At 73.2% G+C, this 22,819-nt stretch carries 19 protein-coding genes; 12 read left to right on the forward strand and 7 right to left on the reverse strand.

Annotation, left to right across the window (positions count from 1 at the left end; genetic code table 11):
* Positions 1-341: 341 nt before the first annotated feature.
* On the reverse strand, positions 342-1,052 hold the full coding sequence (locus tag OG823_RS03790) for an AAA family ATPase (RefSeq protein ID WP_371477478.1): 711 nt from the start codon (positions 1,050-1,052) through the stop codon (positions 342-344).
* Positions 1,053-1,145: 93 nt separating this feature from the next.
* Positions 1,146-2,594 carry a glycosyltransferase 87 family protein gene (locus tag OG823_RS03795; RefSeq protein ID WP_371477480.1) on the reverse strand — a complete coding sequence of 483 codons (1,449 nt, stop codon included), beginning with the start codon at positions 2,592-2,594 and terminating at the stop codon, positions 1,146-1,148.
* 206 nt (positions 2,595-2,800) lie between these two features.
* On the opposite strand from OG823_RS03795, the gene OG823_RS03800 reads away from it, so the two are divergent.
* The 6 genes from OG823_RS03800 to OG823_RS03825 all read left to right on the forward strand — a co-directional run bounded on the left by OG823_RS03800 (position 2,801) and on the right by OG823_RS03825 (position 9,234).
* Positions 2,801-3,883: a molybdopterin-dependent oxidoreductase gene (locus tag OG823_RS03800; RefSeq protein ID WP_371484295.1), complete on the forward strand. Its 1,083-nt coding sequence runs from the start codon at positions 2,801-2,803 to the stop codon at positions 3,881-3,883.
* On the forward strand, positions 3,880-4,293 hold the full coding sequence (locus OG823_RS03805) for a hypothetical protein (RefSeq protein ID WP_371477482.1): 414 nt from the start codon (positions 3,880-3,882) through the stop codon (positions 4,291-4,293). The genes OG823_RS03800 and OG823_RS03805 overlap by 4 nt, the downstream gene beginning before the upstream one ends.
* A gap of 323 nt (positions 4,294-4,616) precedes the next feature.
* Positions 4,617-5,009: a cupin domain-containing protein gene (locus tag OG823_RS03810; protein WP_371477483.1), complete on the forward strand. Its 393-nt coding sequence runs from the start codon at positions 4,617-4,619 to the stop codon at positions 5,007-5,009.
* A gap of 50 nt (positions 5,010-5,059) precedes the next feature.
* Positions 5,060-7,804 (forward strand): FAD-binding protein, encoded by a 2,745-nt coding sequence (locus OG823_RS03815; protein WP_371477484.1) that lies wholly within the window; start codon positions 5,060-5,062, stop codon positions 7,802-7,804.
* A 100-nt stretch (positions 7,805-7,904) separates the two neighbouring features.
* A complete protein-coding gene (locus tag OG823_RS03820; protein WP_371477485.1) occupies positions 7,905-8,414 on the forward strand; it encodes a flavin reductase family protein in 510 nt (169 codons plus the stop codon).
* Between the two features lie 166 nt (positions 8,415-8,580).
* Complete coding sequence (locus OG823_RS03825; RefSeq protein WP_371477486.1) at positions 8,581-9,234, forward strand: NAD(P)H-dependent oxidoreductase; 654 nt, start codon at positions 8,581-8,583, stop codon at positions 9,232-9,234.
* A 317-nt stretch (positions 9,235-9,551) separates the two neighbouring features.
* Here the strand turns inward: OG823_RS03825 and OG823_RS03830 are convergent, their stop codons facing one another.
* On the reverse strand, positions 9,552-10,268 hold the full coding sequence (locus OG823_RS03830) for a DNA-binding response regulator (protein WP_371477489.1): 717 nt from the start codon (positions 10,266-10,268) through the stop codon (positions 9,552-9,554).
* Between the two features lie 1,071 nt (positions 10,269-11,339).
* Positions 11,340-11,879 carry an ABATE domain-containing protein gene (locus OG823_RS03835; RefSeq protein ID WP_371477491.1) on the reverse strand — a complete coding sequence of 180 codons (540 nt, stop codon included), beginning with the start codon at positions 11,877-11,879 and terminating at the stop codon, positions 11,340-11,342.
* 388 nt (positions 11,880-12,267) lie between these two features.
* On the opposite strand from OG823_RS03835, the gene OG823_RS03840 reads away from it, so the two are divergent.
* Positions 12,268-12,735, forward strand: a complete 468-nt coding sequence (locus OG823_RS03840; RefSeq protein WP_371477492.1) for a DUF5709 domain-containing protein — start codon at positions 12,268-12,270, stop codon at positions 12,733-12,735.
* A gap of 113 nt (positions 12,736-12,848) precedes the next feature.
* Here the strand turns inward: OG823_RS03840 and OG823_RS03845 are convergent, their stop codons facing one another.
* A complete protein-coding gene (locus OG823_RS03845) occupies positions 12,849-13,703 on the reverse strand; it encodes an S-methyl-5'-thioadenosine phosphorylase (RefSeq protein ID WP_371477494.1) in 855 nt (284 codons plus the stop codon).
* A gap of 194 nt (positions 13,704-13,897) precedes the next feature.
* On the reverse strand, positions 13,898-14,824 hold the full coding sequence (locus tag OG823_RS03850) for an LLM class F420-dependent oxidoreductase (protein ID WP_371477495.1): 927 nt from the start codon (positions 14,822-14,824) through the stop codon (positions 13,898-13,900).
* Positions 14,825-14,988: 164 nt separating this feature from the next.
* On the opposite strand from OG823_RS03850, the gene OG823_RS03855 reads away from it, so the two are divergent.
* The 3 genes from OG823_RS03855 to OG823_RS03865 all read left to right on the forward strand — a co-directional run bounded on the left by OG823_RS03855 (position 14,989) and on the right by OG823_RS03865 (position 17,079).
* Positions 14,989-15,318 (forward strand): DUF6401 family natural product biosynthesis protein, encoded by a 330-nt coding sequence (locus OG823_RS03855; RefSeq protein WP_371477496.1) that lies wholly within the window; start codon positions 14,989-14,991, stop codon positions 15,316-15,318.
* A 131-nt stretch (positions 15,319-15,449) separates the two neighbouring features.
* A complete protein-coding gene (locus OG823_RS03860) occupies positions 15,450-16,238 on the forward strand; it encodes an alpha/beta hydrolase (RefSeq protein WP_371477498.1) in 789 nt (262 codons plus the stop codon).
* Positions 16,239-16,569: 331 nt separating this feature from the next.
* Positions 16,570-17,079: a DUF1269 domain-containing protein gene (locus OG823_RS03865; protein ID WP_371477500.1), complete on the forward strand. Its 510-nt coding sequence runs from the start codon at positions 16,570-16,572 to the stop codon at positions 17,077-17,079.
* Positions 17,080-17,305: 226 nt separating this feature from the next.
* Here OG823_RS03865 and katG read toward each other — a convergent pair whose 3' ends face one another.
* Complete coding sequence (gene katG / locus OG823_RS03870) at positions 17,306-19,537, reverse strand: catalase/peroxidase HPI (RefSeq protein WP_371477503.1); 2,232 nt, start codon at positions 19,535-19,537, stop codon at positions 17,306-17,308.
* A 525-nt stretch (positions 19,538-20,062) separates the two neighbouring features.
* Here katG and OG823_RS03875 point away from each other — a divergent pair.
* Complete coding sequence (locus tag OG823_RS03875) at positions 20,063-20,473, forward strand: Fur family transcriptional regulator (RefSeq protein ID WP_371477504.1); 411 nt, start codon at positions 20,063-20,065, stop codon at positions 20,471-20,473.
* Positions 20,474-21,246: 773 nt separating this feature from the next.
* Positions 21,247-22,815 carry a Re/Si-specific NAD(P)(+) transhydrogenase subunit alpha gene (locus tag OG823_RS03880; protein ID WP_371477506.1) on the forward strand — a complete coding sequence of 523 codons (1,569 nt, stop codon included), beginning with the start codon at positions 21,247-21,249 and terminating at the stop codon, positions 22,813-22,815.
* The last annotated feature ends 4 nt before the right edge of the window (positions 22,816-22,819 follow it).

Genomic DNA, 22,819 nt, shown 5'->3' on the forward strand with positions numbered 1-22,819 from the left:
CTCTCCTGGGGAGAAGTCGGGGACGGCGCTTCGGAGGCCGTACGCCCGGAGCCGCGACGGCCGGCACGCGGCGGCCCGCACCGGAGGCGGTCCCGAGGATCCGTCAGCCGCCTCCGGGCGGTTCGCCCGGACAGAGCTGGTGGGTCGGGAGGATCCGCCGCCGACGTCCTGGCCGCCGTGTCCGAAATTGACGGGCCATCCATTTCCCGCCGGTCCGCCGGGCACACGCCGCCCGCCCCCGGTACGCCCACCCGGACGCCTGGGCCCCGCCCGGACGTCCGGAGACCGAACACCCGCACGCCCGCGGGCCTGCACCTCCGCACGCGCCCGCGCGCCCGGGGTCAGGCCGCCGCGAAGACGATCTCGCGGAGCCCGCGCGCCGCCGCCCGGTCCAGCACCACCACCGAGGCACACCCCGCCGGCGGCGCCCCGGTGCCGGCCAGCCGGAGCCGCAGCCGGCGGGCCGCCCGGCAGTGCCGTGCGAAGGCGTACGCCGAGACGCTCTGGCCCCGCGCCAGCTGACCCGCCCGCGCCTCGGCGCTGGTCGCGTCCAGCAGCACCAGGTGCAGCCGTCGGCCCTGCCGGGCCGCCGAGCGGGCCAGCCAGAACCGCACCCAGGGCAGCGCACCGCAGTCGTGCACGGCCAGCGGCCCGCCCGCGAGCAGCGCCCGCCGCAGCCGGTGGTAGTGGGCTAGCCGCACGAGCGGCCGGTACACCGCGTAGGGGAGCCAGGCCGGCAGTCGCTGCGCGTACTCCTCGCGGACCTGCTGCGAGTCGATCACGTCCACCCGCACGCAGCTCCGCAGCAGCGTGCTCTTCCCACTGCCCGGCAGGCCCGAGACCACCACCAGGTCGCGTGGCGGGTAGTGCAGCGCCACGGGCCCCCGGCCGTGCCGCAGGTCGTGCAGCGCGCGCGGGCGCAGCGGCGCCGGCCCCGGCGCGCTCCTGGGCGGCGGCACCCGCGCCGGCGGCCCGGGCGCCTTCGGCTGCATCGGCTGCATCGGCTGTCCGTGCTGCGCCAGCAGCTCGGCCTCGGTCGACTCGGACACCATCACTCCTTCCGGAGCCCGGTTCCTGACTCCCCCCGGGCCTGCTCCAGCTTCTCCCAGAGACAGCGTTCTCAAAGAGAGAGTAAAGAGTAGTGGTCAGGCCCGGTGCAGCTGAACCCGTTCAGCCGACCCGGAGGGCAGTTCTCCGGCCGGTGCCCGGTCACGGCGCAGGGCCGCCCCCGTCAGCACGACGGCCAGTGCGGCGCCGTAGGCGGGCTGCTGGGCCGCTCCGCCGGCCAGGTAGACCAGTTGCCCGGCGGCCGGCACCGCCAGCCACTCCCACCGGCCGTCGAGCGCGACCAGGCCGACGACCAGCAACGCGTACCAGGGGTAGCCCGGCGTGACGGCCAGCAGGGCGCCCCCCGTGACCAGCAGGGCGCCCCGCCAGGGCCGCGCCGGATCACCCCGGCGCAGCACGTGCAGCACGACCGCGCCGAGCAGGAGGGCCGCGCCGTAGGGGGCGAGTGCGTCCGGGAGCACCAGCCGGAGCAGGGCGAAGCGGTCGATGTGCTGCTGGTCGTAGCCCTCCTCCCGCAGGTAGCCGGGGAGGTAGCCGAGCACGCCGGTGCCGGAGAGCGCCACGTACGGAAGGTAGGCCAGCGCGAAGGCGGTGAGCGCGGTGAGTGGTGGGACGAGGTCGGCGCGGCGCGGCCGGCGGGCGAGCAGACCGGACATCGCGCCGGGCAGCGCGAGCGCGGGCAGCAGCTTGGTGGCCGCGGCCGCCCCGAGCAGGACCCCGGACACCGCGCCGCGGCGGGCCGTCAGGGCGAGGCCGGACACCATCAACAGGGCTCCGAGGACGTCGACGTGGGCGTCGTTCACCGCCCAGAGCACGACACCCGGACACCAGCCCCAGAGCGCGGCCCGCCAGGCGACGGACGGGCCGGGGCGGCGGCGCAGGACCGCGAGCAGCACCCCGGTGGTCGACACCGCCAGCAGCGCTCCGCCCGCCTGCGCCGCCCGGACGCCCAGGGCGCCGCCCACCGTGTACAGACCGGCGAACCAGGCTTCGGCGACCGGCGGGTAGACGGTGTGTGCCTCGGGCCGGTTGAGCCGGCTGCAGAACCCGGGGGCCGCGCGCCGCTCGTCCCAGGCCGCGCAGGGGCCGCCGACCGGGAACAGATCGGGTGCGCGGGCACGCAGGGCGGCCAGCGCGGGATCGTCGGGGGCGTAGGCGTACGGGGAGACGCCGGCCAGCTGCACCCGACCGTCCCAGAGGTAGCGGTAGGCGTCGTCACTGGTCCGGGGTGGGGCGAGCAGACCGGTGAGGGCGAGCAGGACGCTGCCCGCGAGCACCACCCCGCTCGCCCGGCCCGCCGGTACCCGGCGCAGCGTCAGGACGGCGAGGGCGAAGAGCGCCGCGTCGGCGGCGTACCACCCGTAGAGCGGGTCCCGGTCGCCGAGCGTGCCGCCCCGCGTCACGGTCAGGGCGAGCGCGAGCGCCAGGGCGGCCAACACCGCGCAGCAGGCGGGGACGGCGGCGCGGCGGGCGGAGGCGGTGGGCCGGCCGAGGGCCTCGGCGCCGGTGGTCGGGTTCTCTGGCACCAGGTCAGCGTGCCACCGGACGGCGCCCGGTGGCCGGGGCGGTGGGGCGCCGTAGGACTTCCGTAAGCACGTCGAAGGCCGTCCGGGCGGCTTGCGGGCGCTCTGATGGAGGGGTGGACAAGACCCCCGTTCCCCGCCGCCGGTCGTACGACCTCCCGCTGCCGCCACCGCCGGACGCCCTCCGGCGAGGTCCGCTGCGCGAAGGCGTGTTCGACTCCGCCCTGCACGAGCCGCGCACCGCCGTGGTGCTCGGCCGCCTGCTCGGCGTCGCCCTGCTCGTCTGCTTCCTGACCGGCCTGCTCAGCCACCTGCTCCAGGACCCGACCGGGTGGGTGGCCGGCCATCTGCCCAGCCGCCCGGTCAACGGCTACCGCGTCAGCCAGGGCCTGCACGTGATCAGTGGCATCGCCGCGGTCCCGCTGCTCAGCGCCAAGCTCTGGACCGTCTACCCGAAGCTGTTCGAATGGCCGCCGGTCCGTGGCGGGTCGCACGCGGTGGAACGGCTCGGCATCGCGGTGCTGGTGGCCTCGATGCTGCTGGAACTGTTCACGGGACTGCTCAACACCCTGCAGTGGTACCCGTGGCCCTTCCCCTTCCGGCAGACGCACTTCTGGCTGGCCTGGCTGGCCGTCGGCGGGCTGCTGCTGCACGTCGCGGCCAAGGGACCGCTGATCGCGCGGCACTGGCGGCGGGTCGGGCCGGCGCCGGCGCAGCGGCGGGCCTTCCTCGGCGCGGTGACCGCCTCGGTGGCCGCCGTCACGCTGGTCACCGCCGGACAGAGCGTGCCGTGGCTCCGCAGGACGGATCTGCTGGCTCCGCGCCGCCCGGATCTCGGCCCGCAGGGCCTGCCGGTCAACCGGACCGCCGCCCAGGCCGGGACCGGCGCGACGCCGGCCGGCTGGCGGCTGCGGGTGGACGGCCCCCGGCCGTACGAACTGACCATGGACGACATCCTCGCCATGCCCCAGTACGAGGCCGAGTTGCCGATCGCCTGTGTGGAGGGCTGGAGCGCCTCGGCGCGGTGGTCGGGTGTGCGGGTGGCGGACCTGCTGGCGCGGGCCGGGGCGCCGCCCTCGGCCCGACTGCGGGTCACCTCGCTGGAGGCACAGGGCCCCTACCGGGTGATGGACATGCCCGCCGCCTACGCCCGGGATCCGCTGACGCTGCTCGCCCTGCGGGTGAACGGACAGGTGCTGAGCGCCGACCACGGCTACCCGGCCCGGATCATCGCGCCCGGGCGGCCCGGTGTGCTGCAGACCAAGTGGGTCGCCCTGATGGAGGTCCTGTGACGGCGCGGGTGCTCAGACTGCTCACGGCGCTCGGCGGCATCGCCCTGATGGCGTACGGGTCGTACGGGTTGCTGCACGACCACTACGTGACCGACCCGGCGGACGTCCTGTGGTGGGCGCTCGGCGGGCTGGTGCTGCACGACGGGCTCTGGTTGCCGCTGGTCTGCCTGGTCGGCGCCCGTGTCGCCGGGGGGCCGGTCCTGCGGGCCTGGCTGATCGTTGCCGCCACGCTCACCGCGGTCGGCCTGCCCGCCGTGTTGCGGGCGGGACCGGACCGCGGCAACCCGACCCTGCTGCCACTGCCCTACCTGCGCAACCTCCTCCTGTTGCTCGCGGCCACCGCCCTCGTCGCCCTGGTCCTGGCCGGTGCGCGACTGATCCGGCGGCGCCGGGGCCCCGGGCGCGAATGAGCGGGCGGCGACCGGGGGGCCAGTGAGCGGGCGGCGGCCGAGGTGCCGACCGCGGCCCGACCGTCGGCGAGGTCGGCTCGTGGAGCACGGGAGCCGCCCCGGCGCGCTTGTCCGGCCGAACCCCGCAGTTCAGGGCCGGGACGACTTCGGGGCGGACTTTGGATGCAGTCCCGATCGCGATCTCCTCCTTATGTTGAGGCGAAACGCAGCCATGAGCGGATGCGGGAGCAGAAGTGCACTGGTCAAATATCCATGGCCGCCCGAGAGAATCCGGCGCGGTCAACAGCACTCTTTTGTCCACGGCATAGCGAAAGGTATCGATCATGTCCGACGACAATGACATGACGGCGTTTCCGAGGCTTTTCGGGGGAATCCCCGGATCATCTTTCGGGCCGCAGGCCTACGACTTCCGGCCGCTGATGCGCGACGGGCGGGTGGGAGCGGAGATCCATTCGCTGTACTCGACGGAGCAGACCGGTGAGGGCGGGCCGGCGGCGGCCATCGTCCGCTATCTGCCGAGCGGCGCCGCCGAGCCGCACCGGCACCCCGGGTACGAGCTCATCTGGATCCTGGAGGGCGAACTGGAGACCGACGACGGCGTCTATCCGGCCAACAGCCTGCTGGTGATGCCTCCCGGCAGCGTGCACACACCGCGCAGTCCCAAGGGCGCGGTCGGGTTCGTGGTGTGGGAGCAGCCGGTACGACCGGCGCAGTGACCGTCCCTCGCGGCCCCTCCTCCCGTCCCTTTTCGAAAGGACCGCACCATATGTCCCGTGTCCTGCCTCCCGGAGTCGACGGAAAACACTTCGACAAGGCCGTCGCGGCCCTTCGCCGCGAACTCGGCGCACAGTGGGTGATCACCGAGGAATCGGCCGGACTGGCCGAGTACCGCGACACCTTCGCCATTCTCGACGCGGAGCACTGCGCTCCGTCCGCCGCCGTCCGACCGGGTTCGGTGGAGGACGTCCAGAAGGTCATGAGGATCGCCGGGGAGTACGGTGTCCCGCTCTCCCCCATATCACGCGGAAAGAATCTCGGATTCGGCGGCGCCTCACCGCGGCTCTCCGGCGCGGTCGTGCTCGACCTGAGCCGGATGAACCGGATCATCGAGGTCGACGAGACCTTCGGGTACGCGCTGGTCGAGCCGGGCGTGAGCTTCATCGAGCTGGCCGAGCACCTTCGGGAGAACGACTCGGACTTCTGGCTCGACGTCCCCGACCTCGCCTGGGGCAGCGTCCTGGGCAACACCCTGGAGCGGGGCGTCGGCTACACCCCCTACGGCGACCACCTGGCCATCCAGTGCGGCATGGAGATCGTGCTGCCCGACGGTGACGTGGTGCGCACGGGCACGGGCGCGCTGCCGGGCAGCAGGACGGCCCAGCTGGCCAAGTACGGCTACGGCCCGCAGTACGACCCGATGTTCACCCAGTCCAACTTCGGCGTCGTCACCAAGATGGGCGTCTGGCTCTTCCCCAAGCCGGCCGGGCACCGGGGCTACATGATCACGCTGCCCCGCGAGGAGGATCTCGGCCCGTTCGTCGAGATCCTGCGTCCGCTGCGCCTGAACCAGACCGTCCCGCACGGTCCGACCCTGCGCAGCCTGCTGCTGGACGCCTCCGCCCATGGGCCCCGCAGCGCGTACTACACCGGCGAGGGCCCCATCCCGGAGCACGTGTGCCGGCAGATCCAGGACGAGTTGAAGATCGGCCGCTGGAACTTCTACGGGATGCTGTACGGGACCCCGGCCGCGATGGACGCCCAGTGGGAGGTCATCCGGGAGGCGTTCTCCGCGATACCGGGAGCGCGGTTCTACTTCGAGGGCGAGCACGACAACCCGGTGCTGGCCATCCGCTCGAAGATCATGTCCGCCCGGCCCAGCCTGGAGGCGACCTCGACCTTCCAGTGGATCGACAACGCCGGGCACGTCAACTTCGCGCTGTCCTCGCCCGCCACCGGCGCCGACGCGCTCAAGCAGTACCGTATGGCCCGGGACCGCGCCCACGAGGCCGGCAAGGACTACATGGGCACCTTCATCGTCGGCCTGCGGGACATGCAGCACGTCAACCCGATGATGTTCGACACCCTCGACCGGCAGGACCGCACCCGCACCCACGAGTTGTGCGTTCGCCTGCTCCGGGACGCGGCCGCGGAGGGCTACGGCGCCTACCGCACCCACCCCTCCCTGATGGACCAGGTGGCCGCCACCTACAGCCACAACGGCAACTCCCTGCTGCGACTGAGCGAGAAGATCAAGGACGCGCTCGACCCCGCGGGCATCCTCGCCCCCGGCAAGCAGGGCATCTGGCCCGCGCGCTTCCGCGGCTCGGACCAGCCGGCGCTGATCGACCGGGTGCCGCTCACGGACGAGGCCGTGGAGTGGCTCGGCCGGGTCGAGGGCATCGCGCCGGTCATCGAGAAGTTCCGGGACGACGCCGAACGGGACCGGCACCTCTCCTGGCAGGTCTTCGAGGCACTGCGCGGCGCCGGGATCCACCGGATGCTGATCTCCCGGAAGTTCGGCGGCTCGCACGTCGATCTGCGGACGGGCTCGGCCGTACTGCAGGCACTCGCGAAGCTCGATCCGTCCGTCGCCTGGGTGATGGCCGTGCAGGCCGCCGTCGGGCGGCTCTCGGACTACCTCGCCAAACCGATCGCCCGGAAGATCTTCAAGGACCAGTCCTCGCTGGTCGTGGGTTCGGTGAACCCCAGCGGTCGGGCCGAGGTCGCGGCCGGCGGCTACCGGCTGAGCGGCACCTGGGCCTTCGCCAGCGGATCGGCCGACGCCGACTGGCTGGTCTGCGCCGCGATCGTGACCGAGGGCGGCAAGCCGCGGGGGGCCTCCGGGCCGGAGATCCGGATGCTCTGCGTGCCGAAGTCCGAGGTCCGGATGCTGGACACCTGGTACACGCTGGGTCTGCGCGGCACCGGTAGCGAGCACTACGAGATCGAGGACCTCTTCGTCTCCGAGGAGTTCACGGTGGACGGGGCGATCCTGCACCGCCCGCCGGCCGACCGCCCCTCGCTCGGATACGCCATCAGTTACTACGACTTCGGCCTGTTCGGATCGGCGTCGACCACGCTGGGCATCGCCCGGGGAGCACTGGAGTCGTTCAAGGCCCTGGCCCTCGCGAAGACGCCCGCCGGGGCGACGAGCACCCTGGCCGGGAACCACACCGTGCAGGAGAAGCTCGCCCGGGCGGAGATGCTGGTGCGCTCCGCACGGGTGCTGCTCTCCGACGCGGCCTGGCACGCCACGGAGCACGGCACGGACGGCGGCGAGTCGCTGAGCGCGACGCTACGACTCACCGCGGCCACCGTGGCCGAGAACAGTGCCGCGGCCGTCGACATCCTCTTCAACCTCGCGGGCACCAGTTCGGTGTACTCGAACCACCTCCTGGAGCGGTACTTCCGCGACGTGCACTCGGCGGCCAAGCACATCACGGTCTCGCCGTCGAACATCGAGATGGCCGGCCAGTACCTCCTCGGCGGGCCGCTGCAGCTGCGCCGCTAGCGGCCGGAGCGACGGCACGTCCTTCTCTCCGGGCCGCGCCCCGGGCCGGCGTTCCCGGTGGCGCCCCGGAGTCAACCCGCCAGTAGAGAACGGAGATCTGATGACTGTCGCGCTCGAGGACTTCATGCGGGCCATGTCCAGGGTGCCCGGTCCGGTGGTCGTGGCGACCACGGTCGACGACGCCGGGAGGAGCTGGGGGTTCACGGCCAGTTCGTTCAGCTCGCTCTCGCTCTCACCGCCGCTCGTCCTGGTCTGCCTGGACAGCTCCGCCAGCACGCACGAGGCGTTCGTGGGCGCCGCCGGCTTCATGGTCAACGTCCTGGCCGACGACCAGGCGGACGTGGCACGCCGGTTCGCCGGACCGGGGGCGGACCGCTTCCGCGCCGGCGACACCACCGCGCTGGAACTGGGCCTGCCCGGCGTCCCGACCGCCACCGCCCGCCTGGCCTGCTCGATGTACCGGGTGCTCGGCGCCGGTGACCACAGCATCCTGATCGGCCAGGTCGAGGCCGCGTACGTGGGCGGTCACACGCCACTGATGTACGTCGACCGGTCGTTCGCCCGCCCGGCGGCCCTGGACGCGTCGGTCCGTCTCGCGCCCGCGTACTGACACCGGCCACCACGAGCGGCGGTCGCACTCCACTGCACCACCGCGCCACCCCACCACCTCGCCCCACCATCACGCCCGACCATCACGCCCGACCACCTCGCCGGTCGGCTCCTCGCCCACGCGACAGCCACCGGGACGCCGGTCATCCTCAGAAGGAGACAGACACGTGAGCACCCGAAGCACCCTCGTCGTCGTCGCCCACCCGAACCTGGCCGGGTCGCGGGCCAACGCCGCCATGGTGGCGGCGATCGGCGACCTGGACAACGTCACCGTGCACGACCTGTACGCGGCCTACCCGGACTTCCGGATCGACGTCGCCCGGGAGCAGGAGCTGCTGCGGACGCACGACACCGTGGTCCTGCAGTTCCCGCTCTACTGGTACAGCACCACCCCGCTGCTCAAGGCCTGGTTCGACCAGGTGCTGACGATCAACTTCGCCTTCACCTTCGACGGCACCGCCTCCGAGCTCAGGGGCAAGCAGGCTTGGGCCGCCGTCACGGTCGGCGGCGACCCCGGCTTCTACACACGCGAGGGCTTCAACACGGTCGCCGTCGAGGAGTACCTGCGCCCGCTCCAGCAGACCCTCGGGATCTGCCAGTTCGAGGATCTGGGGCATCTCAAGGTGCACGGCCTGATGACCGGCGCGCTCAGCGACGAGGACCTCGCCCTGCACGCCAAGCAGTACCGTGCGCTGCTGGCCTCCGGCGGCTCCCCGGCGACGACGCTGGCGGCCGTCAACCCGTGCGGCGACGACCACGCCGCCGCCCGCGTGCTGGCGCGACTGGCCGGCACGCACGAGGACCAGCCCGTGGACGCCTGACCGTGGACACCTGACCGTGGATACCTGACCGGGCAGGCCCGACCGCGGCCGCCCGACCGCGGCCGCCCGACCGCGGCCGCCCGACCGCGCGCGGCCACCGTCGCCGGGCCTCCCGGCCGACGCACACCGTCGAATCCGCCCTTCCGCTCCGTCGCACGGCCCTGGACGCCACCGGCCTCCAGGGCCGTGCGGCGTTCGCCCCACAGGCCGCTCCGCTCGCCCGGTCGCCCGCCACGGCCCGGACCACGGCCTGGCCGACGACCGGGCCGTGGCCGGCGGACAGCACCGGACCACGGCCCACAGGAGGAACTCGCGGGTCAGCCCACCGGGATGCCGGCGTCCAGGGCGGTGCGTACCAGCAGAACGGCCTGCAGCCGGTTCCGGGCGCCCAGCTTGGCCAGCGTGCGTGACACATGGCTCTTCACCGTGGTCGGCGAGATCAGCAACCGGGCGGCCACCTCGGAGTTGGACCAGCCCTCGGCCAGCAGTCTGAGCACCTGGCGTTCGCGATCGGTCAGAAGGTCGAGCAGGCGCCGTACCGCCGCCTCACCGGACTTCCCCTGCCCGGCCGTGGCGGCCAGGCCGGGCTGCTGCTTCGTCATGTGCCGGTGGATCTGCGGCGAGATCACCGTGAGGCCCGCGTGCACCGCCTGGACCGCCCCCACCAGGTTCGACATCATCGGCTCCTTGACCAGGCAGCCCGCGGCCCCGGCCGCGAAGGCGGAGTCCAGGCGCTGACGGGTCCAGATGGAACTGATGAGCAGCACCCGCTTGCCGCAGCGGGCCACCAGGTCGTCGACCGACGGCGGAATGTCCTCGTCGGGACCGATGGACATGATGACGATGTCCGCGCGGGCGGACATGGCCGTCAGACCCTTCACTTCCGCGGTGTCGGAGGAGACCACCTCCATCTGCTCGTCGCGCTCCAGGATGCCGGTCAGGACATGGCGCGAGATCGGGTCCTGCTCGATCAGCAGAATCCTCGCCCCGGTCGTCGTGTCGCTCTCAAGGTCAACCAACTCGGTACCAGACATGCATGGCGGCCTCTCAGTCGCTGCCGTCAGCAGCAGTCCTCCTGACGGCGCTCAAGCATTCCTTGATCGGGTTTGGTCCTGGTCGCCCCGGAAGGCCGGATCACGTGTCACGACGTCGGAACACCTGACCACACCAAGCCCCGTTGGAAACAACATCAGTTGCTCGCATAACAAATGACGAACCGTCACAAAAAGAACACGATCTTCGCGCCCGTTCAGAAGGATGCCCGGCCCGGCACTCGACGGTGCGTCGCGCCGATGCCGAGGCGGGCACAACCGGGCCCGCCGTGCTCGCCCGCCCCGGACCCCACGATCCGGACCCCACGATCCGGCGCCACGATCCGGCGCCCCGAGGATGGGAAGGGGAGTTCGCCGCCCGGGCGCCGATACGGTCGTGCATCGCGGGCCCGGGCGGCGCCGGCCCGGGCCCGCCACGGCCGCCGACCCGGCGGGTGGCGCTCACCGTGGACGGCGTCCGCACACGGCCATCGGGCTCACCGAACCCGGGGCAGCAAGGACGTACCCACACGCCGACAGCTGCCCCTCGGGAGTCCACCGGCCGGCCGGCGCCCACCGCCGGTCAGGAGTCACCGCCGGTCAGGCACCGCCGGTCAGGACTCACCCGGGCCGCCGCGGCCGGAGGCTCGGATCGAGGGCCCGGACCGGGCCCTTCGACGCCTATGCGGTGCCCCTCCCCGGGACCCGTCGGCACCTCCACCGCACGCGCCCCGCACCGCGGCCCCGGACCCGGGCACGGCACCTCGACTCCCAGGGTCGGATCCCGGGCGCCGTCGAACTGGGGCCGTCACCTGGCGGCAGCGTGGCGGACGCGGTCATGGGCACCCCTTCGAGCCGAGCGCCCGGCCGAGCGGATCGGCGTCCGACGCGCAGATGTAACCTGCTATTACAGTTACTGAGGTTACTGGCGATACACCGTCGACCGCCAGTAAATATTGTTCAAAGCGTTACCCGCGCCAGGGCGGCCGCCCGGCGCGGGACGGCCCGGCCACAGGGCGCGGGCGGAAGACCGGACCGGGGGCCGGGGAGACCGGTCGGGGCCGTCGGCCGACGTCAGCCGGCGCGGCGCGCGCGGAACTCCGCCACCTTGGCCCGGTTACCGCACCGGCGCATGTCGCACCAACGCCGTGAGCCCGTCTTGGAGCCGTCCAGATAGAGCCGGGTGCAACCGTCCGCGGCGCACTCCTTGATCCGGGCGGCGGACGGTCCGGCCAGCAGCTCGACGCCGCGTCGGGCCAGTGAGGCGAGCACCGCGGCCGCGTCACCGGCCCGGGTCGCCGTCCCGTCGGGGTTGAGCCGGCGGCGCACCGGCAGACCGGCGGCCAGATCGTTGACGATCCCGCAGTCGTCCGGATCCAGCTCACGCCGCCCGGCCGTGGCCAGCGCGAGCCGGTACAGCGCCTCGCGCAGTTCCAGGGCGGCCGTGAACTCCCAGGGACGGACCTGGATCCGATGGTCCAGCAGACCGGACTCCTCGACCCAGCGGGCGAAGTCCTGCGGCTCGGCGAGCAGATCCTGGACGAGCGTGCGCCGCTTCTGCACCGTTCCGGTGAGGTCCAATGCGCTGTCACCGCTGACGAATGCGAATTGCATGCCCGACAGTGTAACTGCACAAGCAGGTTTCCGGCCTCGTTGCGGCCTCGATCCGCGCCGGTCGCCGTGCGACGCCCACGGGCGGGGCCGCGCCGCCGGCCGCGCCCGACGGCGCGGCCTCCTTCGAGCGCCGGGCGACGCCGCCAGCGGTCCGCACCCGTGAGGCCCCGCAGCCGTCGCCCGGGCCCGCTCGGAGCCGCGCGCGCCGAGGCGCCCACGATCGTGGTGCCTACCGCGGCCATGGCGGGGAACACTCCGGTGGGGGCGGCGCCGGTTCCCTGCGATGATCGGGATCCGGGCAAACAGCCCGCCGCATCCGCGCGGACGCGCCGGTGACCACCCGAACGCACGAGCGACCCCGGGAAGTCGCACGAAGGGAGCACACGCCATGGCTGCCACGGAGAACGCCAGGGGCGACGACGTCTACCAGCCCGACGGCGAGGGCATCGTCGACGACAGCGGGCTGCTCGATCCCGGGGACACGCTCTCCGGACGGGAGGCCGACCCGTACGACGAGGGCTGGTCACCACCGGAACGGCCGTTGGCCGTGGAGCGCGACGGCACCACGAACGCCGAGCAGCAGACGGGCGAGAGCCTGGAGAAGCGCCTGACCGAGGAGATTCCCGATCCGGCACTCGCCCTTCCGGACGACCGCGAGGACGGGATCGGTGACGTGTCGGACACCGACGGTGAGCCCCGGGACAACGAGGTCGGCGCGACCCGTTCGGGCCGGCTGACGGCCGCGGACGGACCGGGCCCCAGCACGTTCGCGGTGGACGTCGGCATCGACGGCGCCGCCGCCTCCGCCGAGGAGGCCGCCGTCCACCTCATCCCGGTCGACGACGAGGTCCTCTAGCCCCGCCGTACGCCGCCTCCCGCCTCCCGTGCGCCGTCCGTCGTCCGTCGTCCGCTCGCTTCGGGCTTACCCGGACGGCTCCGACACCGGCTCCGGCGCCGGTGCGCGCACGGCTACGGCGAGGGAACGCCCGGCAGGCCGGTGCTGAGCCCGTCCAGGGCGTGCGAGCACACGCAGTCGCGCGCCTGCGGCAGACTCTCCAGGGCCTTGAACAGCACGGTGCGCAGCCGGTCGACGTTGCGGGCGAAGACCTCCAGCACCTCGGTGTGGGTGACGCCCTCTCCCGTCTCGACCCCCGCGTCGAGATCGGTGACCAGGGCCAGCGAGGTGTAGCACAGGCCCAGCTCACGGGCGAGTACGGCCTCCGGGTGGCCGGTCATGCCGACCACCGACCAGCCGTTGGCGGTGAACCAGCGGGATTCCGCGCGGGTGGAGAATCGCGGCCCCTCGATCACCGCGAGGGTGCCCCCGTCGACGGGCTCCCAGGCGGCGTCCCGAGCGGCGTCCAGCGCGGCACGGCGCCCGTCGGGGCAGTAGGGGTCGGCCAGCGAGACGTGGACGACCTCGGGGACGGTGCCGTCCGGCAGCGGCAGGCCGTCGTAGTACGTCTGCACGCGTCCGGAGGTGCGGTCGGCGAACTGGTCGGGGACGAGCAGGGTGCCGGGCCCGTACTCCGGCCGCAGGCCGCCGACCGCGCACGGCGCGAGGACCTGGCGGACGCCGAGCGAGTGCAGCGCCCAGAGGTTGGCGCGGTAGTTGATGCGGTGCGGCGGCAGCCGGTGCCCGCGCCCGTGACGGGGCAGGAAGGCCACCCGTCGGCCGGCCAGCTCGCCGGTGAACAGGGAGTCGCTCGGCGGGCCGTAGGGGGTCTCCACGACGGTCTCGGTGACGTCGTCGAGCAGCGCGTAGAGGCCGGATCCGCCGATCACGCCGAGTTCGGCCCGCGCGGAGCCCGTACTTCCTGACATGGCGTCAGCCTTTCGGTCACATCCGGATCTTCGGAGGCGGGTGGCGCCTCCGTGACCACCCTAGGCGGCGACCGGGGGCCGCCGGGCACGTCCCGCCTTACGAATCGCGGACGTCCCGGGGCGCCACCCGGCCGCGCCCGGCCCAACCCGGCCGCGCCGCCCCGGGGCACCGGCCGGGCGGGCGGGCGCGCGGCTCAGCCGAGCTGTGGCGCGACCCGTTCGGCGATCAGCCCGAGGTGGTCCAGGTCGTCCAGGTCGAGGATCTGGAGGTAGATCCGCTCCGTGCCGGCCGCCGCGTAGCGGCCGATGGTCTCGACCGCCTCGTCCGGAGTCCCGGCCACGCCGTGTGCCCTGAGATCCTCCACGCTCCGGCCGATCGCGGCCGCCCGGCGGGCCACCTCGGCGTCGTCCCGGCCGACGCAGACGACCAGCGCGTTGGAGTACACGAGCTCGTCGGCACGCCGGCCGTGCCGCTCGACGGCCGCCCGGACCCGGCCGAACTGCGCCCGGGTCTCGTCGACGGAGACGAAGGGCAGGTTGAACTCGTCCGCGTACCGGGCGGCCAGCGCGGGCGTCCGGGTCGGGCCGGTGCCGCCGATCAGGACGGGGATCCGCTCCTGGACGGGCTTGGGCAGGGCCGGGGAGTCGGTGAGCCGGTAGTAGGCGCCCTCGAAGTCGAATGTCTCACCGAGCCCGGTCCGCCAGAGCCCGGTGATGATCGCGAGCTGCTCCTCCAGCCGCCCGAAGCGCTCCTTGGGGAACGGGATGCCGTACGCCGCGTGCTCCTCGCCGAACCAGCCGGCGCCGATCCCGAGCTCGACCCGGCCGTTGCTCATCGCGTCCACCTGCGCGACCTGGATCGCCAGCACGCCGGGCAGCCGGAAGGTCGCGGCGGTCATCAGGGTGCCGAGGCGGATGCGGGCGGTCTCGCGGGCGAGGCCCGCCAGCGTCAGCCAGGCGTCGGTGGGGCCGGGCAGGCCGTCGCCGTCGCCCATCCTCAGATAGTGGTCCGAGCGGAAGAACGCGCTGAAGACGCCGAGCTCCTCGGCCGTCCTCGCGACCCGCAGCAGCGTCTCGTAGTCGGCGCCCTGCTGGGGTTCGGTGAAGATACGAAGATCCATGGGCCTCATTCTGCGCCGCGCCGGCGCGGCCCGAGGGGCGGCCCCGCGCACCCCGGCCGATCCCCACACGATCTCTCCATCCGCCGGCCGCGGGTGGCGGAGATCTCACCACCGAATTTCTTATCCCGGGCTTATTCGGTCGTTCGCTCACCTACCGTTGGCGGGTGATCGCCTCTCCCGACGAAGCAGCCGACTGCCCGCTGACCGGCATTGTCGCCGCCTACACGCCGCGCCTGGCCGAGTTCGCCTTCGAGCCGGGCTTCGTCGCGGCCGTCGACCAGCACGCGGCGGAGATCCGCGAGCGGCTGTACGCCCACGGGCCCGAGCTGCTGCCCCGGCCGCTGGACCGGGAGGAACTGACCGCGTACGCGCTCGGCTTCCTCGACGCGCTGGCCGACGTCGGATGGCCCGAACCGGCCGCCCACGACTACGCCGCGCACCGGCTGACGGCGATCTGCTGGCTGGTGCACCGGCACAACCTGCTCGACGTCTGAGGCCCGCCCGCCTCGCGGGTGACACCCCGCCCGTCCGGCCCGCCACCCGTTCGGGGGAGAACGCCATGGCGGCGGCGCCCGGCGCGTACAGTGTGCCGTCCACGGAGCGATCGACGGCGGGAACGGCCAGAGTGAGCAGGCAGGCGGGCAGGAACGGGGCGGCCGGGCACCAGGCACTGGTGTGGCGGTTCATGCCGGAGCGACCTTCGGCGGCGGTCCTGCTGCTGCACGGCGGACGCGAGCACGGCCTGACGAGGCCGGGCCGGTGGAACCTCCCGGGGCTGCGGATGTACGGCTTCCTCCGGGCGATCCGGCAGGAGACCGCGGGGGCGGACGTGGCGGTCGGCGCGGTGCGCTACCGCCACCGCGGCTGGAACGCCGACCGGGCGGACGCCGCCCGCGACACCGCCGCCGCTCTCAACGACCTCGCCGAGGAGCTCGGCCACATCCCGACCGTGCTGGTCGGCCACTCGATGGGCGGGCGCGCGGCCCTGCGTTCGGCGGCGCATCCCAACGTGACCGGTGTGGTCGCGCTCGCCCCGTGGTGCCCGGAGGGCGAGCCGTGCACCCAGCTGTCCGGCCGGGACGTGGTGATGCTGCACGGCGACCGCGACCAGGTCACCGCGCCGGCCGCCACCCGCCTGTTCGCGGCCCGCGCGCGGGCGGCGGGCGCGCGCGTCTGCGGCTACACGGTTGCGGGCAGCGGCCACACCCTGCTCCGGCGCTCCGCCGACTGGCACCGGGCCACCGCCCGGTTCTGCGCCGGACTGCTGGGTCTGCGCGAGCTGCCCGCCGACACGGCGGCCGCGCTGGCGCTGAGCGGCGAGGCGCCCGGCGGGCTGGGCCTGCCGCTGCCCTCGTACCCCCGGATCCGCCCGGGTGCCGACCGCTGTGCGCCGCCGATCCGCACGGGTGCCTGAACCCGGTGCCTGAACCACCCGGAGCCTGACGACCGGGCCCGCCGGGGCGTTTCACGGCCCCTGGTCGGCCCCGGTCACGGCCCCCGGTCGACTCCGGGCCTCGTCCCGCCCGAACGGCGTCACGACGGTGGTCGGCGCGGAGCCTGCCCGGCGGTGGGACGCGATACCGCTCGGGTGCGCGGTCCGGCTGCGGCAAGCATCCTGGCACTGCAAGAGCGGACCGCATGCCCCGGGCGGCCGGGCAGCGCCGGCTGCCCGCGTTCCCGGTGGCGCGGCCCCCGTCCCCGGCGCCGTGCTCCTCCGGACGCGGCGCGTACAGACAGGACCCACCGTGGCGAAGCCCGAAGCGGTATTCATCTACATCGGCATCTACCCGACCGAGGCCGGGGCCAAAGCGGACTACGAGATCGTCAAGGAGCTCCACGCACTCGGAGCGGTCGGCTCCTACGACTCCGCCCTCGTCACCAAGGACAGTGCCGGCAAGGTGCACGTGAACAAGGACGAGACCGCCACCAGGCACGGCGCCTGGGGCGGCGCCGCCACCGGCGCGCTCGTCGGACTGCTGTTCCCGCCCGCGGTCATCGGCACCGCCGTCGTCGGCGCCGCCGTGGGCGGGATCGGCGGCCACCTGTGGCGCGGTATGTCCCGGGCCGACGTGAAGGAGTTCGGGGAGCTGATCGACGAGGGCCAGGCCGCCCTGATCGTGGTCGGCGAGAGCAACCTGGCCCAGGCCATCGAGAAGGCCGGGCTGAAGGCCGAGAAGCACATCGCCAAGGAGCTCGACGTCAGCCCCGAGGACATCGACCTGGCCGTCCGGCAGGCCGCCGGCGCCGTGGGCTAGCCGGCCCCTCCCCCGGGCCCGTCCCCGCACCGCGCACACCGCGGCGACGAGCACCGTTCACCCGAACGACCGAAGCGGGTCTGTCATCTTGTCGACAGACCCGCTTGTCGCACTCCCGCGTCGCGTGGGGCACGGCCCGCCGTACTCCGATGGGCAGCGCGCACGGGGTAGGCACCCGGCGCGTACGTCCGGGCCGGCCGGTTCGGCCGGCCCGGACGTCACACGGTCAGACCAGGTCGAACCGGTCGAGGTTCATGACCTTGGTCCACGCCGCGACGAAGTCCTTCACGAACTTCTCCTTGGCGTCGTCGCTCGCGTAGACCTCCGCGACGGCGCGCAGCTCGGAGTTCGAGCCGAACACGAGGTCGGCGCGGCTGCCGGTCCACCTGACCTCACCCGTCGCGGCGTCACGGCCCTCGAACGTGTTCTCGTCGCCGGACGCCGCCGTCCACACCGTGCCCAGGTCGAGCAGGTTGACGAAGAAGTCGTTGGTCAGCGACCCGGGGGTCCCGGTGAGCACGCCGAGCGACGACTGCTGGTGGTTCGCGCCCAGAACGCGGAGCCCGCCGACGAGGACCGTCAGCTCGGGGGCGCTCAGGTTCAGCAGGTTCGCGCGGTCGATCAGCAGGTACTCGGCCGGCAGCCGGTTGCCCTTGCCGAGGTAGTTGCGGAACCCGTCGGCGGTCGGCTCCAGCGCCGCGAACGACTCCACGTCGGTCTGCTCCTGCGACGCGTCGACGCGACCCGCCGTGAAGGGGACCTCGATGTCGGAGCCGGCGTCCTTGGCGGCCTTCTCGACCGCCGCGGCCCCGGCGATCACGATCAGGTCCGCGAGCGAGACCCGGGTGCCGTCGGTGCGGGCCGCGTTGAAGGACTCCTGGATGCCCTCCAGGGTGCGCAGCACCGCGGCCAGCTGGTCGGGGTCGTTGGCGTCCCACCCGACCTGCGGCTCGAGGCGCACGCGCGCGCCGTTGGCGCCGCCGCGCTTGTCGCTGCCACGGAAGGACGAGGCCGACGCCCAGGCGGTGGAGACGAGCTGGGACACCGAAAGGCCCGAGGCGAGCACCTGCTCCTTGAGCGCGGCCACGTCGTCGGCTCCGACGAGCGCGTGCGTCACCGCGGGAAGCGGGTCCTGCCACAGCAGCGTCTCGGACGGGACCTCCGGGCCGAGGTAGCGGACGACCGGGCCCATGTCGCGGTGGGTCAGCTTGAACCAGGCCCGGGCGAAGGCGTCCGCGAACTCGGCGGGGTTCTCCAGGAAGCGCCGCGAGATGCGCTCGTAGGCCGGGTCGATGCGGAGCGAGAGGTCGGTCGTGAGCATCGTCGGGGCGTGGCTCTTCGACGCGTCGTGGGCGTCGGGCACGGTGCCGGCGCCGGCACCGTCCTTCGGGCGCCACTGGTGGGCGCCGGCCGGGCTCTTGAAGAGCTCCCACTCGTGCCCGAAGAGGATCTCGAAGAAGCTGTTGTCCCAGGTGGTCGGGGTGTTCGTCCAGATCCCCTCAAGGCCACTGGTGATCGTGTCGCCGCCCTTGCCGGTGCCGAAGGAGTTCTTCCAGCCCAGGCCCTGCTGCTCGATCGCCCCGGCCTCGGGGTCGGCGCCGACGCTCTCCGCCGGGCCCGCACCGTGGGTCTTGCCGAAGGTGTGGCCGCCCGCGATCAGGGCGACGGTCTCCTCGTCGTTCATCGCCATCCGGCGGAACGTCTCACGGATGTCGCGGGCCGCGGCCAGCGGGTCCGGAGTGCCGTTCGGGCCTTCGGGGTTGACGTAGATGAGGCCCATCTGGACGGCGCCGAGCGGGCTCTCCAGCTCCCGGTCGCCGGTGTAGCGCTCGTCGCCGAGCCAGATGCTCTCGGGGCCCCAGTACACGTCCTCGTCGGGCTCCCAGACGTCCGCGCGGCCGCCGCCGAAGCCGAACGTCTCGAAGCCCATCGACTCCAGGGCGACGTTTCCGGCGAGGATCATGAGGTCGGCCCACGAGAGGTTCCGGCCGTACTGCTTCTTCACCGGCCAGAGCAGACGGCGGGCCTTGTCGAGGTTCCCGTTGTCCGGCCAGCTGTTCAGGGGGGCGAAGCGCTGCTGTCCCGCACCGGCGCCGCCGCGGCCGTCGCTGATCCGGTAGGTGCCGGCGCTGTGCCACGCCATTCGGACCATGAACGGGCCGTAGTGGCCGAAGTCGGCCGGCCACCAGTCCTGCGAGGTCGTCAGCACCTGCGCGATGTCCCGCTTCACGGCGGCGAGGTCGAGGCTCCCGAACGCCTCCGCGTAGTCGAAGCCGTCACCGAGCGGGTTGGCGACGGCGGGGTTCTTGGCAAGGATCTTCAGATTGAGCCGCTCCGGCCACCACTGGCGGTTTCCGCCGCCCTGGGTCGGGTGCGGAGCGCGCCCGTGCGCGACCGGGCAGCCGCCTGCTGTCTCCGTCTTGGCGTCTACGACGATCGCGTCATGGTTCTCGGACATGGGAATTCCTCCGGAGCTGGCAGATGACGGTGCTGGGCAGGGGGATGACCGTGCTGAGGACTGTGGACAAGGGAAGAGCCCGGGGCCGCGCCCCGGTGGCCGTGCCCGCCGCGCCGCCCGGGCCGGGCCTGATCGCCGGCCGGTGCGGTACGGGGAACGGGCCGATGGGGGCGAACCCGCGGGGAACGCGGCCGGCACGGGCACGACGGGGAACACGGCCCGGGCGGCCGCGCGGCCCGGAGCCGGAAGCCCGGAAGCCGGAGCGGTCACCGTCCCGGACGGTGTCGCGCGCCCCGGTGCGGGCACACGTCGCCTGAAGGCCGGGACCGCGCGGCTTGTCAGCGGCGGCCATCACACCCTGCCTCCTGCCGTACCGGGGTCGTCCCACCCTCTTGGCTGTCACCAGAACCGATCCTACGATGGACAGGTTCTAAGTCAAGAAGGACATCAGACTCTCGTCCGATCCACACCGAAAGCCCACTGATAAAATCCAGCCATCCCATGAGCCCGAATAGGCGGACCAATATGAGCGACCTGCTGGAGCGACTGCGCGGACGCGGCTGGCGGATGACTTCCCAGCGGCGCGTCGTCGCGGAGGTCCTCGACGGTGACCACGTGCACTTCACCGCCGACGAGGTACACACGCGCGCGGCACAACGGCTGCCCGAGATCTCCCGGGCGACCGTCTACAACACCCTGGGTGAGCTGGTCGCGCTCGGCGAGGTCATAGAGGTCACCACCGACGGCCGCGCGAAGCGCTACGACCCCAACGCGCACCACCCGCACCAGCATCTGGTGTGCTCCGGCTGTGGCACCGTCCGCGACGTCGACCCGACCGGTGACCCGCTGGCCGACCTCCCCGTGGACGGCCGGTTCGGCTTCACGGTCTTCCGGGCCGAGGTCACCTACCGAGGGCTCTGTCCGTCCTGCGTCTGACCGATCGCCGACCGATCGCCCACCGATCGCCGACCGAGGCGCCCGGGGGCAGCGACCCGGGGCCCCTCGGACCCCTGCCCCCACGCCCCGACCGCACCTCCCTACCGCACCCCCCGACCGCGGTGCGCGGCTGCGGGCGCCCCGCTCGCGAAGCCGCGTCCGGGTGCGCCGGACCCGATCAGCCGCCGCACCGCGCCTCGCCACACTCCACGGCACTCCACGGCTCGGCATGACGCGGCATGACGCGGCGCGGCACGGCCGGACGACCCTGCGAAGGAAGCCGTGTGAGCGGTGATCAGGCCGGGGCACCAGGCGTACCCGCCTTTCGGGTCGCGCCGCTGTGTCCGGAAGTCGACGTGGACCGGGGCCGAGGCGCCGGCGGTGAACCGCACACCGCCGCAACGTCCTCCCACCGCCGCAGGTCCTCTCAGCGCCGCGGGTCCTCTCAGCGCCGCACGTCCTCTCACCGTCCCCCGGGCGCACACACGTCCCGAGCCGCAGGCGACACACCGCGGGCCGTGGCGCGAAACCTTCGGCCGACGCATCGGCCGACGCATCCGCCCACGCGGCCGTCACCTCGGTCGTTGCCTCGGCCCGGCCGCTCGACACCGGCGTACGCCCGCCACGCTCGCCCACTCAGTGAGGCTAATCACCATCTCGCCGTATCGGCCCGGGAGGCCGAGGAGGTGTAGGTTCCTGCGACCAGCGGATCGAGCAACCCCGCTGCCGCAGATGCCCGGTCAGCAGCGCCTCCGACGAGAGAGACACCAGACATGTCTGCACAGGTCCCGACCCACCACCCACCCCAGCGCATCGGCGTGGTCGCCGAGTCGACCTCCGGGGAGACCCGCGTCGCGGCGACACCCGCGACGGTGCGGCAGTTGCTCGACCTCGGCTACGAGGTCGTCGTCGAGTCGGAGGCCGGCGCGGCCTCCGGATTCAGCGACGGGGCCTACGCCGAGGCCGGCGCGAGCATCGGCGAAGCCTGGGCGGCCGAGGTGGTCCTCAAGGTCAACGCACCGTCGAGCGACGAGATCGCCCGGCTGCGCGCGGACGCCACCGTCGTCGGTCTGCTCGCCCCGGCGCAGCACCCTCAGCTGGTCGCGGAGTTGTCCGCGCGCGGCGTTACGGCGCTCGCCCTGGACGCCGTCCCGCGCATCTCGCGGGCCCAGTCGATGGACGTGCTCAGCTCGATGGCGAACATCGCCGGGTACCGGGCCGTGATCGAAGCGGCCCACGTGTTCGGGCGCTTCTTCACCGGCCAGGTGACCGCCGCGGGCAAGGTACCGCCGGCGAAGGTCCTCGTGGCGGGTGCCGGCGTGGCCGGGCTCGCCGCCGTCGGCGCCGCGTCCAGCCTGGGCGCGATCGTCCGCGCCACCGATCCGCGGCCGGAGGTCGCGGACCAGGTCCGCTCGGTGGGCGGCGAGTACCTGGCCGTGGACGTCCTTCAGGAGGCGAGCACCGACGGCTATGCCAAGGCGACCTCCGCGGACTACGACCGCGCCGCCGCCGCGCTCTACCACGAGCAGGCCAAGGACGTGGACATCATCGTCACCACGGCGCTGATCCCCGGCCGACCGGCCCCACGGCTGGTCACGGCCGAGGACGTGGCGGCCATGAAGCCGGGCAGTGTCATCGTCGACATGGCCGCCGCCCAGGGCGGCAACGTCGAGGGCACCGTGCCCGGCCGGGCGGTGGTCACCGACAACGGCGTCACCATCATCGGGTACACCGACCTGGCCGGCCGGCTGGCCACCCAGGCGTCCCAGCTGTTCGGCACCAACCTGGTGAACCTGCTGAAACTGCTGACTCCCGGCAAGGACGGCCGGCTGGTCATCGACTTCGACGACGTCGTCCAGCGGGCCGTGACGGTGGTCAGGGCCGGGGAGGTCACCTGGCCGCCGCCGGCGGTGGCCGTGTCGGCGGCCCCCGTCGCGACGCCCGCGGCCGCTGCCGCGCCGGTGGGGGCGAAGGAGTCCCGCCTCACCCCCGCGGCGCGGTTCGGCCTGATCGGCCTGGGGATGCTGGCGGTCTTCCTGGTGATCGCGTTCGCACCGACCCGACTCGCCGAGAACTTCACGGTGTTCGCCCTCGCGGTGGTCATCGGCTACTACGTCATCGGCAAGGTCCACCACGCTTTGCACACCCCGCTGATGTCGGTGACCAACGCGATCTCCGGGATCGTGGTGATCGGCGCCCTCCTGCAGATCGGGCACGAGAACTGGGTCGTGACCACGCTGTCCTTCGTGGCGGTACTGCTGACGAGCGTGAACATCTTCGGAGGCTTCGCCGTGACCCGCCGCATGCTGAGCATGTTCTCGACCGCCCCCGAAAGGCGCTGAGCCC

Origin of the sequence: Kitasatospora sp. NBC_00315, from assembly GCF_041435095.1 — a bacterium.
GTDB lineage: Bacteria > Actinomycetota > Actinomycetes > Streptomycetales > Streptomycetaceae > Kitasatospora.

Bases quoted from the DNA above. Each gene is read 5' to 3' on its own strand.
- OG823_RS03790 (WP_371477478.1), bottom strand. From the start codon at position 1,052: ATGGTGTCCGAGTCGACCGAGGCCGAGCTGCTGGCGCAGCACGGACAG.
- OG823_RS03810 (WP_371477483.1), top strand. From the start codon at position 4,617: ATGTCCGACGACAATGACATGACGGCGTTTCCGAGGCTTTTCGGGGGA.
- OG823_RS03815 (WP_371477484.1), top strand. From the start codon at position 5,060: ATGTCCCGTGTCCTGCCTCCCGGAGTCGACGGAAAACACTTCGACAAG.
- OG823_RS03820 (WP_371477485.1), top strand. From the start codon at position 7,905: ATGACTGTCGCGCTCGAGGACTTCATGCGGGCCATGTCCAGGGTGCCC.
- OG823_RS03830 (WP_371477489.1), bottom strand. From the start codon at position 10,268: ATGTCTGGTACCGAGTTGGTTGACCTTGAGAGCGACACGACGACCGGG.
- OG823_RS03835 (WP_371477491.1), bottom strand. From the start codon at position 11,879: ATGCAATTCGCATTCGTCAGCGGTGACAGCGCATTGGACCTCACCGGA.
- OG823_RS03840 (WP_371477492.1), top strand. From the start codon at position 12,268: ATGGCTGCCACGGAGAACGCCAGGGGCGACGACGTCTACCAGCCCGAC.
- OG823_RS03845 (WP_371477494.1), bottom strand. From the start codon at position 13,703: ATGTCAGGAAGTACGGGCTCCGCGCGGGCCGAACTCGGCGTGATCGGC.
- OG823_RS03850 (WP_371477495.1), bottom strand. From the start codon at position 14,824: ATGGATCTTCGTATCTTCACCGAACCCCAGCAGGGCGCCGACTACGAG.
- katG (WP_371477503.1), bottom strand. From the start codon at position 19,537: ATGTCCGAGAACCATGACGCGATCGTCGTAGACGCCAAGACGGAGACA.
- OG823_RS03875 (WP_371477504.1), top strand. From the start codon at position 20,063: ATGAGCGACCTGCTGGAGCGACTGCGCGGACGCGGCTGGCGGATGACT.
- OG823_RS03880 (WP_371477506.1), top strand. From the start codon at position 21,247: ATGTCTGCACAGGTCCCGACCCACCACCCACCCCAGCGCATCGGCGTG.